10 protein-coding genes are annotated in these 13,728 nt (G+C 68.1%); 2 read left to right on the top strand and 8 right to left on the bottom strand.

Features of this window, described 5'->3' with window-relative positions; genetic code table 11:
* Nucleotides 1–150: 150 nt before the first annotated feature.
* The 8 genes from WS49_RS05160 to WS49_RS05125 all read right to left on the bottom strand — a co-directional run bounded on the left by WS49_RS05160 (nucleotide 151) and on the right by WS49_RS05125 (nucleotide 9,530).
* Nucleotides 151–978, bottom strand: a complete 828-nt coding sequence (locus tag WS49_RS05160) for a M55 family metallopeptidase (RefSeq protein ID WP_059525075.1) — start codon at nucleotides 976–978, stop codon at nucleotides 151–153.
* The gene (locus WS49_RS05155) at nucleotides 975–2,054 is read right to left on the bottom strand and encodes a DmpA family aminopeptidase (protein ID WP_059525073.1); all 1,080 of its coding nucleotides are present in this window, start codon (nucleotides 2,052–2,054) and stop codon (nucleotides 975–977) included. Before WS49_RS05155 ends, WS49_RS05160 begins: the two co-directional genes overlap by 4 nt.
* Nucleotides 2,054–2,947, bottom strand: coding sequence for a glutathione ABC transporter permease GsiD (gene gsiD, locus WS49_RS05150; protein WP_059525071.1), 894 nt, complete (start codon nucleotides 2,945–2,947; stop codon nucleotides 2,054–2,056). Before gsiD ends, WS49_RS05155 begins: the two co-directional genes overlap by 1 nt.
* Nucleotides 2,948–2,960: 13 nt before the next feature.
* Nucleotides 2,961–3,881: a glutathione ABC transporter permease GsiC gene (gene gsiC / locus WS49_RS05145; RefSeq protein WP_059525070.1), complete on the bottom strand. Its 921-nt coding sequence runs from the start codon at nucleotides 3,879–3,881 to the stop codon at nucleotides 2,961–2,963.
* 67 nt (nucleotides 3,882–3,948) lie between these two features.
* A complete protein-coding gene (gene gsiB / locus WS49_RS05140) occupies nucleotides 3,949–5,511 on the bottom strand; it encodes a glutathione ABC transporter substrate-binding protein GsiB (RefSeq protein WP_059525068.1) in 1,563 nt (520 codons plus the stop codon).
* A 129-nt stretch (nucleotides 5,512–5,640) separates the two neighbouring features.
* Nucleotides 5,641–7,563 carry a dipeptide ABC transporter ATP-binding protein gene (locus WS49_RS05135; RefSeq protein WP_059525066.1) on the bottom strand — a complete coding sequence of 641 codons (1,923 nt, stop codon included), beginning with the start codon at nucleotides 7,561–7,563 and terminating at the stop codon, nucleotides 5,641–5,643.
* Between the two features lie 27 nt (nucleotides 7,564–7,590).
* Nucleotides 7,591–8,577 (bottom strand): isoaspartyl peptidase/L-asparaginase family protein, encoded by a 987-nt coding sequence (locus WS49_RS05130; protein WP_059525063.1) that lies wholly within the window; start codon nucleotides 8,575–8,577, stop codon nucleotides 7,591–7,593.
* On the bottom strand, nucleotides 8,574–9,530 hold the full coding sequence (locus tag WS49_RS05125) for a MurR/RpiR family transcriptional regulator (RefSeq protein WP_059525061.1): 957 nt from the start codon (nucleotides 9,528–9,530) through the stop codon (nucleotides 8,574–8,576). The genes WS49_RS05130 and WS49_RS05125 overlap by 4 nt, the downstream gene beginning before the upstream one ends.
* A 451-nt stretch (nucleotides 9,531–9,981) precedes the next feature.
* On the opposite strand from WS49_RS05125, the gene WS49_RS05120 reads away from it, so the two are divergent.
* Nucleotides 9,982–11,253, top strand: a complete 1,272-nt coding sequence (locus tag WS49_RS05120; RefSeq protein WP_059525059.1) for an MFS transporter — start codon at nucleotides 9,982–9,984, stop codon at nucleotides 11,251–11,253.
* 27 nt (nucleotides 11,254–11,280) lie between these two features.
* A complete protein-coding gene (locus WS49_RS05115; RefSeq protein ID WP_059525057.1) occupies nucleotides 11,281–13,701 on the top strand; it encodes a glycoside hydrolase family 31 protein in 2,421 nt (806 codons plus the stop codon).
* The last annotated feature ends 27 nt before the right edge of the window (nucleotides 13,702–13,728 follow it).

Below are 13,728 nucleotides of genomic sequence, written 5' to 3'. Positions count from 1 at the left end.
CGCGACCGGACGGCCGCAAGACCCGACGGCCGAAACGACCGGATAGCGACTTCATCGGAGCGGAGATGTCGAATACGTTTCATCTCGCGGGGCGTGGGCCGACACGGATTTCAGCGACCAGATCGCGGTCCGGCATCCGGTCGGCACGCATCACCGCAGCATGAACGACATGGCCGACAGGCTGTTCAGCGTGCGCACCACGTGCTCCACCGACGGCCCGTCGAAGCGAAGCGTCACCGCATCGACCCGCTCGAGCGACGGCAGCACGCAGAACAGATCGGCGAGCGCGGCCGTCTGCACGCGCAGCGTGCAAGCAGCCGGCGCGGGCCGATGCGCGCCCGCGCGCCAGCCGCACGACAGCGCGTGCGCGACCGTTTCGCGTGCGGCGGTCGCGATGCGCGCGCAGGACGCTGCCGGCGTGAGCGTGTCGCCGCTCGATGCGCCGCCGGCCGTCTTGACCGTCTCGAAACGCGCGTCCGGAAACAGCGGCCGGGTTTCCTCGGCGAATACGTCGTCGCCCGACGCCAGCGCGACGTGAGCGCCGTATTCGCGCGCCAGCGCGCCGTACAGCCCGGCTTCGCCGAGCTCGACGCCATTCAGCCACACCTGCGTGAACGCGAAGTTGTTGATGGTGTGCGCCAGCACGCCGCGCGTCTGCGATTTCGCGTGAAAGCCGATCATGAACACGAGGTCGGGCTGCTGTTCGAGGCCCGCCATCATCCCCAGCGTACGCGGCTTGCCGAGCACGACGCGGGCACGGGCATCGAGCCCGTCGGGCAGCAGATTGCGGAAGCCGCCATGCGAATCGTTGACCCAGACGGCCTGCGCGCCGCCGGCGAACGCGCCTTCGATCGCCGCGTTCGCCTCGGCGGTCATCCAGCGGCGCGCGCGTTCGTATTCCGGATTGCCGGCACGCGTCTGCTCGATGGCGAACACGCCGGCGACACCCTCGATGTCGGTCGAGATCAGAATCTTCATGAATGGGTCGGACGTCCTTCGTTGTCTTCGTTGAATAACCGATCGAGATCGGGCACCGCGTCGCGCAGCGATTGCCGCACATGGCCGTCGCGCCCGGTCACGGTCACGGCCTGCAGCAGCGCGTCGGCGATCGCGTGTTCGACGCTCTCGGCCGCGGCCATGAACAGCGGATCGAGCGCCGCATCGGCCACGAGGGCCGGTAGCGCGACGGTCGATGCATCGTGCGCGATCGTGTACGCGGTCGAAAAAGCGAGCGCGATGTCGCCGCTGCCGTGCCCGTAGACCGAGCCGGTGCGAGCAAGCCCGGCGCCCGCGCGACGGGCGAGCCGCGACAGTTGCCGCGCGTCGAGCGGCGCATCGGTCGCCAGCAGCAGGATGATCGACCCTTGCTCCGGCGCCGCCTGCGCGTTCGCGGCGGCACGCCGCTGCGCGACGACGCGCCCGAGCGGCACGCCGCCGAGCGTCAGCATCGGCAGACGGCCGAAATTCGCGAGCACCAGCGCGCCGACCGTATACGGCCTGCCGGCCGCGACGGCCACGCGCGACGCGGAGCCGATCCCGCCCTTCAGGTCGAAACACGACATCCCGCGCCCGGCGCCCACCGCGCCACGCGCGAAGTCTCGCGACGCGGTGTTGCAGGCTTCGTCGTAATGCGCGGCCGTCACCGCGAACGCCTGGATGTCGTTCAGATAGCCGTCGTTGCACTCGAACACGAGCGGGTTGACGGTCGACCAGTCGCGGCCGATGTGCGGATTCTTCGCGATCGCTGCGCGGATCTGCGCCTGCGCGACCGCGCCGACGCCGAACGTGTTGGTCAATGCGATCGGCGTGTCGAGCGTGCCGAGTTCGTCGACCTGCACGAGCCCGACGCTCTTGCCGAAGCCGTTGATCACGGCCGCGCCGGCCGGCACCTTGCTGCGGTAAAGATCGCCCGGATGCGGCTTGACGACGGTGACGCCCGTCTGCACGTCGCCGGCATCGAGCGTCGCGTGGCCGACCGTCACGCCCGGCACGTCGGCGATCGTGCCGCGTGGCCCGGCGGGCAGCGTCGTGCTCCACATCGGAACCGCTCGCATCAGCGCCGCTCCAGCTTCGGGTCGAGCGCGTCGCGCAGCCCGTCGCCGAGCAGGTTGAACGCGAGCACCGTCAGGAAGATCGCGAGGCTCGGGAAGATCGCGACGTGCGGCGCGGTCACCATGTCCGCGCGCGCCTCGTTGAGCATCGCGCCCCACTCCGGCGTCGGCGGCTGCGCGCCGAGCCCGAGGAACGACAGGCTCGCGGCCGTGATGATCGACGTGCCGATTCGCATCGTGAAGTACACGACGACCGACGACACGGTGCCCGGCAGGACGTGCCGCATGATGATCGTCCAGTCGGACGCGCCGATGCTGCGCGCGGCTTCCACGTAGGTCATGTGCTTGAGCATCAGCGTGTTGCCGCGCACGAGCCGCGCGAACGCCGGAATGCTGAAGATCGCGACCGCGCAGATCACGTTGACCATCCCGTTGCCGAGGATCGCGACCACGCCGATCGCGAGCAGGATCCCCGGGAACGCGAACAGCACGTCGGCCACGCGCATCGTGATGCGGTCCCACCAGCCTTCGTAGTAGCCCGCGAGCAGCCCGAAGAACGTGCCGACGAGCGCGCCGAGCGCGACCGAGAAGAAGCCCGCGGCGAGCGAGATGCGCGTGCCGGTGACGATCCGGCTGAAGATGTCGCGGCCGAGCGAGTCGACGCCGAACCAGTGCACGGCCGACGGCCCCGCGTTCAACGCGTCGTAGTCGAAATAGTTCTCCGGATCGAACGGCACGATGTGCGGGCCGACGAATGCGAGCACGACGAGCGCCAGCACGAAACCGCCGGCGACCAGCGCGACGGTCTGCTTGCGGAACTTGCGCCAGAATTCGCGCCACGGCGTGCGGATCGCGCTCGATGCGGCCGACGCCGCGGGCTGGACAGTCGCGTTCATGCGCGCCTCACTCTCACTTGAACCGGATGGTCGGGTTGATGACCGCGTACAGCACGTCGACGGTCAGGTTGATCAGGATGAATTCGAGCGAGAACAGCAGCACGATCGCCTGGATCACCGGGTAGTCGCGCATCGTCACCGCGTCGACCAGCAGGCGTCCGAGCCCCGGCCAGTTGAACACGGCCTCGACGACGATCGAGCCGCCGAGCAGGAAGCCGAACTGCAGCCCCATCATCGTGACGACCGGGATCATCGCGTTGCGCAGGCAATGCTTGAGCACGACCATCGGCTCGTGCACGCCCTTGGCGCGCGCGGTGCGCACGTAGTCCTCGTTGAGCACCTCGACGAACGACGCGCGCGTGAAGCGCGCCATCACGGCCGCGACCGCCGCGCCGAGCGTCAGCGACGGCAGCACGTAGCTCTTCCACGTGCCGTCCGGCACGACGGGCAGCCAGCCGAGCTTCACCGAGAAGATCTCCATCAGCAGCATGCCGAGCGCGAATGCCGGAAACGAGATGCCCGACACCGCGATCGTCATCCCGAAGCGGTCGGGCCAGCGATTGCGCCATACCGCCGACGCGATCCCGATCGCCATTCCGAACGCCGTCGCCCAGACCATGCTGACGAGCGTCAGCAGCAGCGTCGGCATGAAGCGCTCGCCGATCTCGGTCGACACCGGACGCTTGCTGCGCGTCGACATGCCGAAATCGCCGTGCGCGATCTTCACGAAGAAGTTCGCGAACTGCGTCGGCAGCGGCCGGTCGAGCCCGAGATCGGCGCGCACGAGCGCGACCGTCGCGTCGTCGGCCTCGGGGCCCGCCGCGAGTCGCGCCGGATCGCCCGGCAGCAGGTGCACGAACAGGAACACCAGCACCGCGACGATCGCGAGCGTGGGCAGCAGGCCGAACAGGCGTTTGACGAGAAAATTCAGCATGGGGCACCGATCGAATCAGCGCGCCGGCAGCTTGCGCCGCCGGCGCCGCACAACGGGCGAATCGCCGTCATTTCACCGAGATTTCGTCGAAGTTGAACGAGCCGTCCGGCATCACGTACATGCCGTGCAGGCGCTTGCTGCGCGCATAGACGATCTTCTCCTGCACCAGGAAGATCCACGGTGCGTCGGCCCACACCTGCTTCTGCGCGTCGGCGTACAGCGCGGCCTTCTTCGCGTTGTCGGTCGTCTCGAGCGCCTTCGCGAGATCGTCGTCGACGGCGCCGTTCTTGTAGTACGCGGTGTTGTAGAGCTTCGGCGGCGCCGATGCGGACGCGAGCAGCGGCGACAGCGCCCAGTTCGCCTCACCCGTCGAGGCCGACCAGCCGCTGTAGTACATCCGCACCGGCGCTGTCGCCGGGTCCTGCGCGCTCTCGACCTTCGCGACCCGCTCGCCGGCCTCGAGCGCCTGCACCTGCACCTTCACGCCGACCTGCGCGAGCTGCTGCTGGACGAACTGGATCAGCTTCTGCGCCGTCGAATGGTTGTACGCGGACCAGAGCGTCGACTCGAAGCCGTTCGGATAACCGGCCTCCTTCAGCAGCGCGCGCGCCTTCGCCGGATCGTACGGCCACGGCCCGAGCTTGGTCGCGTATTCGACGCCCACCGGGGCGACGCCCGTCTGCGGGGTTGCGTAGCCGGCGAACACGACCTTCGCGAGTGCTTCCTTGTTGACCGCGTAGTTCAGCGCTTCACGCACCTTCGGATTGTCGAACGGCTTCTTCTGCGTATTCAGCGAGATGTAGCGCTGGATGATCGACGGCCGCTCGATCAGTTCGACCTTCGGATTGCTCTTCAGGTCGGCTGCCTGCTCGAACGGGATCGTGAACGCGAAATCGGCTTCGCCGGTCTTGAGCAGCGCGGCGCGCGTGTTGTTGTCGACCACCGGCTTCCAGTCGATCGAATCGACCTTCGGATAGCCCTTCTTCCAGTAGCCGGCGAACTTCTTCACCTTCATGTCGTCGGTCTGCTTCCATTCGACGAACTCGAACGGGCCCGTGCCGACCGGATGCAGCGACACGTCGCGCCCCCACTTCTTCAGCGCGGCCGGCGAAATCATCACCGCCGACGGGTGCGCGAGCGTGTTGACGAACGCGGAGAACGGCTCGCGCAGCGTGAAGCGCACCGTCATCGGATCGACCACCTCGGTCTTCTCGATCACGCGGAACAGCCCGTAACGCTTCAGCTTGTTCGCCGGATCGGTCACGCGGTCGAAGTTCGCCTTCACCGCGTCGGCGTTGAAGTCCGTGCCGTCGTGGAACTTCACGCCCGGGCGCAGCTTGACCGTGTAGACCTTCGCATCGGGCGACGCCTGGTAGCTCGTCGCGAGCACGTTGACGAGCTTCATGTCCTTGTCGAAGCCGAACAGCCCTTCGTAGAACGACTTGACGACGGCTTGCGACACCGTGTCGTTCGCGTCGTACGGATCCATCGTCGTGAACGTCGAGTACACGGCGACCACGACGTTCTGCTGCGCGAACGCGGGCACGGCGACCGACAGCGCGAGCGCGCCGGCCCCCGCGGCGAACAACGCGCGCGGACGGAACATCGGGAACGAATGCGACTTGTTCATTTTGTCTGGCTCCTGTGGATGATTCGGTAACGCGTGGTGGAAATCGCGGCGTGACTGCATCCGCTCGGGAAAATGGCGCCGTTGCCTGGCGCGTGCGCAGCTGCGGTCCATATGCGACTCGCCGTGCAATCAATACGCGCCGCCGACGCGATGCGTCGCGACGTAATGATCGGGGCCGACCGCGACGAGCGGCGCGACGAGCGGCTCGTCGCCGACCGCGCGGATCGGGCTCGGAATCTCGTCCGCCGCGAGCTGGCGCAGCGCATGCCGGCGCGCGGGGTCGGCCACCGGCACCGCGCTCATCAGCTTCTTCGTGTACGGATGCTGCGGCGCCTCGAACACCGCGCGGCGCGGGCCGATCTCGACGATCTGGCCGAGATACATCACCGCGACGCGATGGCTGACGCGCTCGACGACGGCCATGTCGTGCGAGATGAACAGATACGCGACGCCGAGCTCGCGCTGCAGGTCGAGCATCAGGTTCACGATCTGCGCCTGCACGGACACGTCGAGCGCCGACACCGATTCATCGGCGATCACGACCTTCGGATTCAGCGCGAGCGCGCGCGCGATGGCGATCCGCTGACGCTGGCCGCCCGAGAATTCGTGCGGATAGCGGCGCGCGGCATCCGGCGGCAGGCCAACCTTGTCGAGCAGCCAGTCGACGCGCGCCTGCGCTTCGCGGCCGCTCGCGACGCCGTGCACGAGCAGCGGCTCCATGATCGAGAAACCGACCGTCAGGCGCGGGTTCAGCGAGGCGAACGGATCCTGGAAGATGAACTGGATGTTTCGGCGCAGCGCCTGCAGGTCATGGCCCTTCATCGCGCTGATGTCGCGGCCGTCGAATTCGATCGAGCCGCTCTGCGATTCGACGAGGCGCAGCAGCGAGCGGCCGGTGGTCGACTTGCCGCAGCCGGATTCGCCGACGAGCGCGAGCGTCTCGCCGGCGCGCAGCTCGAAGCTCACGCGCTCGACCGCGTGCACGTATTGCGACACGCGGCCGAACACGCCGCTCTTCACCGGAAACCGCGTGACGAGATCGCGCACGCGCAGGATCGGCGGCGCGGCCGGATCGACGTGCGGCTGCCCGGCGGCGGAGGCCGCGGCCGCGTTGCCCGCATCGTTCGCGGCCGGCGCCGGCGTGGCCGCGCTCGCGCCGTCCACCTTCAACAGCGGGAATTTTTCGGGGTTATCGGTGCCGTGCATCGAGCCGAGCCGCGGCACGGCCGCGAGCAGCGCACGCGTGTAGCGATGCGCGGGCGTCGCGAAAATGCGTTCGGACTCGCCCTCCTCGACCTTCTCGCCGCGATACATCACGAGCACGCGATCGGCCACTTCGGCGACCACGCCCATGTCGTGCGTGATGAAGATCACGCCCATGTTCATTTCGTCCTGCAGGCCGCGGATCAGCTGCAGGATCTGCGCCTGGATCGTCACGTCGAGCGCGGTCGTCGGTTCGTCGGCGATCAGGAGCGCCGGCCGGCACGACAGCGCCATCGCGATCATCACGCGCTGCCGCATCCCGCCGGACAATTGATGCGGATAGCGCGCGAACACGCGGCGCGCCTCCGGAATGCGCACGAGATCGAGCAGCCGCAACGCTTCCGCGCGGGCTTCGGTCGCGCTCTTCGACTGGTGCAGCGCGATCGCCTCGCTGATCTGGTCGCCGACCGTAAACACCGGGTTCAGCGACGTCATCGGTTCCTGGAAGATCATCGCGATGTCCGCGCCGCGGATTCCGCGCATCGTCGCCGCGCTCGCCTGCGCGAGGTCGACGAGCGCGCCGCCGCGACGCCGCAACACGATCCGGCCGCTCGTGATCTCGCCGCCGCCATGCTCGACGAGCCGCATCAGCGCAAGCGACGTGACCGACTTGCCGGAGCCCGACTCGCCGACGATCGCGAGCGTCTCGCCGCGATCGACGTGAAACGACACGTTGCGCACCGCATCGAACGTCGCGTTTTCGCGGCGGAACATGACCGACAGGTCGTCGACGGCGACGACGCGCTGCTCCGGCAGCACCAGCGCGGACGGGGTTCGGCTCGAAGTCATGCGGAGGTCTCCTCGTGCGGTCCGGAATCAGGCCGCATCGTCGCGATAGATGCCGACCACGGGCGTCTCGCCGACGCGTGCGTAGCCGCGATACATCCCTTCCGTGTTGAACGGCATCGCGACGTTGCCGTGCGCGTCGACCGCGATGATCCCGCCGCGCCCGGCCAGGCGCGACAACTTGTTCATCACGGCGTCGTGCGCGGCATCGGCGAGCGATGCGCCGCGATAGGCCATCTGCGCGGCCACGTCATGCGCGGTCGCGAGCCGGATGAACATCTCGCCGGTGCCCGTCGCGGATACCGCGCAGGTCGCGTCGTCCGCGTAGCAGCCGGCGCCGATGATCGGCGAATCGCCGACGCGGCCGGGCTGCTTGTTCGTGATGCCGCCGGTCGACGTCGCCGCCGCGATATGGCCGTGCGCATCGCACGCAACCGCGCCGACCGTGCCGTGCTTGCGGTCGGGATCGAGCGGCTCGGCCGGCTGCCCGGCGCCGAAGGCGAAGGTCGCGGCATCGTGATCGAGCATCGTGCCGGCCGCCGCGCGCGCCTTGACCCACTGTGCATGACGCGCTTCCGTGTCGAAGTAGCCGGGCTCGGCGAGTTCGAGGCCCTGTGCGGCCGCGAACGCGTCGGCGCCCGCGCCTGCCAGCAGCACGTGCTCGCTCGCCTCCATCACGCGCCGTGCGGCGAGCACCGGATTGCGCACGCGGGTCGCGCAGCAGATCGCGCCGGCCGCGAGCGTCGTGCCGTCCATCACCGCCGCGTCGAGTTCGTGCTTGCCTTCGGCCGTATAGACGGCGCCGCGCCCCGCGTTGAACAGCGGACAGTCCTCGAGCAGCCGCACCGCGACGGTGACGGCGTCCAGCGCGCTGCCGCCATCGGCGAGCACGTGTTGCGCGGCCTGCAGGATCGCGGTGAGTTCGGCGCGGTACTGGCGTTCGGTGTCGGTGTCCATCGCATCGCGCAGGATCGTGCCTGCACCGCCATGAATCGCGACGATCGCGGGTGAAGTCATGATTTTTTCGGACCGGAGGAAGAAGGGTTGGCGGCCGGCAGCGTCGCTTGCGGGTGGATCAGCCACGGCAACAGGAATTCGGTCATTTCGGCGGCGGACTTCGCGGAGCGGTGCGTGCGCAGCGCGACTGCGTCGATCAGCGCCTCGATCATCGTCAGCACGGCCGCTTCCGACGTGGCCGCGAAACGCCGTTCGGCCTTGACGTACAGATTCAGCGACGCGATCGGCGCAAGCGGCGAGCCGGGCCCGTCGGAGATGCCGAGCACGCGCGCGCCGCGCGCGGCCGCGCGGCGGGCCAGCTCGATCGTGTCCTTGACGTAGCGCGGAAACGCGAGCGCGATCACGAGATCGCGCGAGTCGGCCGTGTACAGGCGCCGCGCCGCATGCGACGGGCCGCCGAGCAGCGCGAGCGACTGCACGTTGTCGTGACACACCGACAATCCGTGTTCCATCAGCCCGGCCAGAAAGGCGCTCGAACCGGCGCCGAGGATCAGCACGCGCCGCGCGCCGACGATCGCCTCGACGGCCGCCTCGACGTCGGCCGCATCCAGTTGCGCACGCGTGTTCTCGATGTTCGCGACGGCCTGGTCGAACACCGCGTCGATCCACGCGGCGCCGCGCACGCCCTGCTCGTGCTCCTGTTCCTGCTCCTGCGCGGAACGCAGCCGCTCGACCGGGCCGAGCGTCGCCTCGAAGCCGCGCACGAGCGCCGCGCGCATCGCCGGATAGCCGTCGAAGCCAAGCGCCTTCGCGAAACGGTTCGCGGTGGCGATCGACGCATTCACGGCCTGCGCCAGCTCGTCGATCCGCATCGTCGCCGCGCGAAACGGATTCGCGAGCACGAATTCGCCCATCCGGCGGTGGATCGGCGTCATTCGCGGCATGGCCGAGGCGATGCGCTCCGCGATCGCGGATTCGTCGTGACTGGCATCGTGCGGAACGAGAGGCGTCATGCGAATGGTTTTGCAAGGTGGATGAAAATCAATTTACACAATCTGCCGGCAGGAAAAAAATAAATTTTCATCAGGGTTGTCACGCCCCCTGCCGGGCCCGCCTGATGCAGTCGGTCGAGCGACGGCCGCTCGGCCTCGTCGAGCAAACATCCGGCGCCATTCGTCGCGCAATGCACCGGCGGCCCTGTCCGCGGACATATCGGGAATACCCCGAGGATGTTCGTTCGAATGCAGATTCACGTTGACCGGATTCGAATTCGAACATAGGATGCTCGAAAATGATCAGTCGTCCGATAACATTGACCTTCAACAGCAGCGAAATGTTCGATTGAACGCTGTGATTCCGATAAAAATCAGGTGAATCGGTCGCCCATCAAGATCGGACATCGTACAAACACGACCCGCAAAAGACGCCCCCCGCCGGGCGACTTGCATGGCTCAGGAGACAGCAGTGAAAACAGTCAAGGCGTTGCGCTGGTGGATCATCGTGCTGGTATGTCTCGGCACGATCCTCAACTACCTCGCACGAAATTCCCTCGCGGTGCTCGCACCGGAACTGAAGCAGGTGTTCGCGATCTCGACGCAGCAGTATTCGTATATCGTCGGGGCGTTCCAGATCGGCTACACGATCATGCAGCCGGTATGCGGGTTCATCGTCGACCTGATCGGCCTGCGGCTCGGGTTCGCGCTGTTCGCGATGCTGTGGTCGGTGGTCGGCGTCGCGCACGGCTTCGCGTCGGGCTGGCTGTCGCTCGGCATCCTGCGCGGCCTGCTCGGGCTGTTCGAGGCCGCCGCGATCCCGTCGGGGATGAAGGCCGTCGCCGAATGGTTTCCCGATCGCGAGAAATCCGTCGCGGTCGGCTACTTCAACGCGGGCACGTCGCTCGGCGCCGCGATCGCGCCGCCGCTCGTCGTGTTCCTGTCGATGCGGTTCGGCTGGCAATCCGCGTTCATGGTCACCGGCGCGCTCGGCTTCGTGTGGGCCGCGCTCTGGTACACGCAGTACCGGTCGCCGTCCGATCATCCGCGCATCACGTCGCAGGAGCGCACGCTGATCCGCGACGGTCAGGCCACGATGCCGGCCGCGTCGAAGCGCCGGATTCGCGACGTCGTCACCGCGCGGCGCTTCTGGGCGATCGCGCTGCCGCGCTTCTTCGCGGAACCCGCATGGCAGACCTTCAGCTTCTGGATTCCGCTGTACCTCGCCACCGAACGCCACATGCCGCTCACGCAGATCGCCGTGTTCGCGTGGATGCCGTTTCTCGCGGCCGACGCCGGCGGCATCGCGGGCGGCTACCTGTCGCCCTACCTCGCGAACCGGTTCAAACTGCCGCTCGTGTGGTCCCGCGTCGCCGGCGTCGCGCTCGGCGCGGTGCTGATGCTGGGGCCGGCGATGATCGGGCTCGTGTCGTCGCCGTACACGGCCATCGGCCTGTTCTGCGTCGGCGGCTTCGCGCACCAGATGATCTCCGCGCTCGTCAACACGCTGTCGGCCGACGTGTTCGATCCCGAGGAAGTCGGCACCGCCAGCGGCTTCGCGGGCATGGCCGCGTGGATCGGCGGGCTCGGCTTCTCGCTGCTGGTCGGCGCGCTCGCCGACAAGATCGGCTACGCACCGCTGTTCGCGTGCCTCGGCCTGTTCGACATCATCGGCGTGACGCTGCTCGCGGTGCTGATCCGCGGGCAGTCGAAGCAGGAACGCCTGCTCGCGCAGCACGCCTGACCTCCGTCTTCACCAGGAATCGCCTTCATGACTTCGCTTCTTCATCCGCCCGTGTTCCGCGTCGCCGACCGGCAGGCGAACCGTGTGCTGCTCGCGTCCGACGCGGGCGCGACCCTCGAGATCTTCGTGCTCGAGGATGACATCGTGCGCGTGCGCGTGCTGCCCGACGCGACGGCGCGCACCCCGCGCACCTGGACGATCGCACCGGGCCTCGACGACGTGCCGCTCGACGGGCGCGACCGCCTCGACCTGAGCGGCTTCGCGCTGCCGGCCTACGACTTCGTCGAAGACGACGGCGGCGTGCGCATCGAAACCGCACAGATCCGCCTCACGGTAAGCCGGCAAGGCGGCCATTGCACGTGGTCGATGCGCGACGCGGACGACGCGTGGCGCGTCGTGCTCGCCGACCGCGCGACGCAGGCGTACAACTTCGGCTGGTGGGACGAGCGCGCCTATCACTACGTCGCCCGCGAGCGCGGCGACAAGGTGTTCGGTCTCGGCGAGCGCGCGGGCGACCTCGACCGCACCGGCGCGCGCTTCGAGATGCGCAACATCGACGCGATGGGTTACAGCGCGAAGCACACGGACCCGCTCTACAAGCACATTCCGTTCTACGTCACGTGGTCGCCCGGCGCGTGCCAGGGCTTCGGGCTGTTCTACGACACGCTGTCGGATTGCACGTTCGACATGGGCCGCGAACTCGACAACTACCACGGGCTCTACCGCTACTTCGTCGCCGAGCACGGCGATCTCGACTACTACTTCATCGCGTCGCCCGACACGCCGCTCGCGGCCGCCCGGCGCTTCACGTGGCTCACCGGGCGCCCGGCGCGCACGCCGAAATGGGGGCTCGGCTATTCGGGCTCGACGATGAGCTACACCGACGCGCCGGACGCGCAGCGGCAGATGAACCAGTTCGTCGAGCAGTGCGAATCACACGACATCCTGTGCGACTCGTTCCACCTGTCGTCGGGCTATACGTCGATCGGCGCGAAGCGCTACGTGTTCAACTGGAACCGCGAGAAGTTTCCCGACGCGAAGGGTTTCGTGAAGCACTACCGCGACCACGGCATCCGCCTGTGCGCGAACATCAAGCCGTGCCTGCTGCGCGACCACCCGGCGTTCGACGACGCCGCGCGGCGCGGGCTGCTGATCCGCTCGGCATCCGGCGAGCCAGCATGGGTGCAGTTCTGGGACGAGGTCGGCGCGTATCTCGACTTCACGCAACCGGACGCGTACCGCTGGTGGCGCGAGCAGGTCACGTCGGCGCTGCTCGACTACGGAATCGAGTCGACGTGGAACGACAACAACGAATACGAGATCTGGTCGCCCGACGCGATCGCGCACGGCTTCGGCCAGCCGTTTCCCGCGCGCGAGGCGAAGGTGCTGCAGACGATGCTGATGATGCGCGCGTCGCGCGAAGCCCAGCGCGCGCATGCGCCGGCGCAGCGGCCGTTCCTCGTGTCGCGCTCCGGCGGCGCCGGCATGCAGCGTTACGTGCAGACCTGGTCCGGCGACAACTACACGTCGTGGGAAACGCTACGCTACAACCTCAAGATGGGCCTCGGGCTCGCGTTGTCGGGCGTGTCGAACATCGGTCACGACATCGGCGGCTTCTCCGGCCCCGCGCCGTCGCCCGAGCTGTTGCTGCGCTGGGTGCAGTTCGGCATCTTCATGCCGCGCTTCAGCATCCATTCGTGGAATGACGACGGCACCGTCAACGAACCGTGGATGTATCCGGAGATCACCGCGCGGATCGCGTCGCTGATCAAGCAGCGCTACCGGCTGCTGCCTTACCTCTATCACCTGCTGTGGCTGTCGACCACGCGCTACGAGCCCGTGCTGCGGCCGACCTTCGGCGACTTCCCCGGCGACCCACGCTGCTACGACGAATGCGACGACATGATGCTCGGCGACGCGCTGCTGGTCGCGCCGGTCGTCGAGCCGGGCCGCACGGAACGCGCGGTCTACCTGCCGTCAGGCGCGCGCTGGGTGTGCTGCGCGAGCGCACAGTCGTTCGACGGCGGCGCGAACGTGACGCTGCCCGCGCCGCTCGACACGCCGGTGATGTTGTTGCGCGAAGGCCGCGTGTTGCCGCTGAACGTCGCCGAGCAACGGTTCGGCGCACGCGCGGACACGCGCGGCTTCCTCGTCGCGCCGCGCATCGAGGACGGCGTTGCGTACGGCGAATGCGTCGAGGACGACGGCGAAACGGAAGCGTGGCGCGACGGCGAATATGGTCTGTGGCGCATCGAGACCGGACGCACGGCGTCGGGCGAACTCGGCGTGTCGGTCCGCTGGGATGGCCGCATGAACCGCCCCGCCGAGCGCGTGGAGATCCTGCTGCCGGCATCGCTGCAAGGCGCGCTTGCCGTGCGCGGTGCGCGCGTCGAACGCGATGCGCGGGACGGCGCGTGGCGTCGCGTCGTCGTGGCACTCGACGACTGACCGCGCAAGCGCGGGAAAACGCCGAAC

Source organism: Burkholderia sp. RF7-non_BP4 (genome assembly GCF_001521935.1).
GTDB lineage: Bacteria > Pseudomonadota > Gammaproteobacteria > Burkholderiales > Burkholderiaceae > Burkholderia > Burkholderia diffusa.
This window is presented reverse-complemented; position numbering and strand designations above follow the sequence as displayed.

Coding starts and splice junctions, on each gene's coding strand:
- WS49_RS05115 (WP_059525057.1), top strand. CDS start 11,281: ATGACTTCGCTTCTTCATCCGCCCGTGTTCCGCGTCGCCGACCGGCAG.
- gsiC (WP_059525070.1), bottom strand. CDS start 3,881: ATGCTGAATTTTCTCGTCAAACGCCTGTTCGGCCTGCTGCCCACGCTC.
- gsiB (WP_059525068.1), bottom strand. CDS start 5,511: ATGAACAAGTCGCATTCGTTCCCGATGTTCCGTCCGCGCGCGTTGTTC.
- WS49_RS05155 (WP_059525073.1), bottom strand. CDS start 2,054: ATGCGAGCGGTTCCGATGTGGAGCACGACGCTGCCCGCCGGGCCACGC.
- WS49_RS05160 (WP_059525075.1), bottom strand. CDS start 978: ATGAAGATTCTGATCTCGACCGACATCGAGGGTGTCGCCGGCGTGTTC.
- WS49_RS05135 (WP_059525066.1), bottom strand. CDS start 7,563: ATGACTTCGAGCCGAACCCCGTCCGCGCTGGTGCTGCCGGAGCAGCGC.
- WS49_RS05130 (WP_059525063.1), bottom strand. CDS start 8,577: ATGACTTCACCCGCGATCGTCGCGATTCATGGCGGTGCAGGCACGATC.
- WS49_RS05125 (WP_059525061.1), bottom strand. CDS start 9,530: ATGACGCCTCTCGTTCCGCACGATGCCAGTCACGACGAATCCGCGATC.
- gsiD (WP_059525071.1), bottom strand. CDS start 2,947: ATGAACGCGACTGTCCAGCCCGCGGCGTCGGCCGCATCGAGCGCGATC.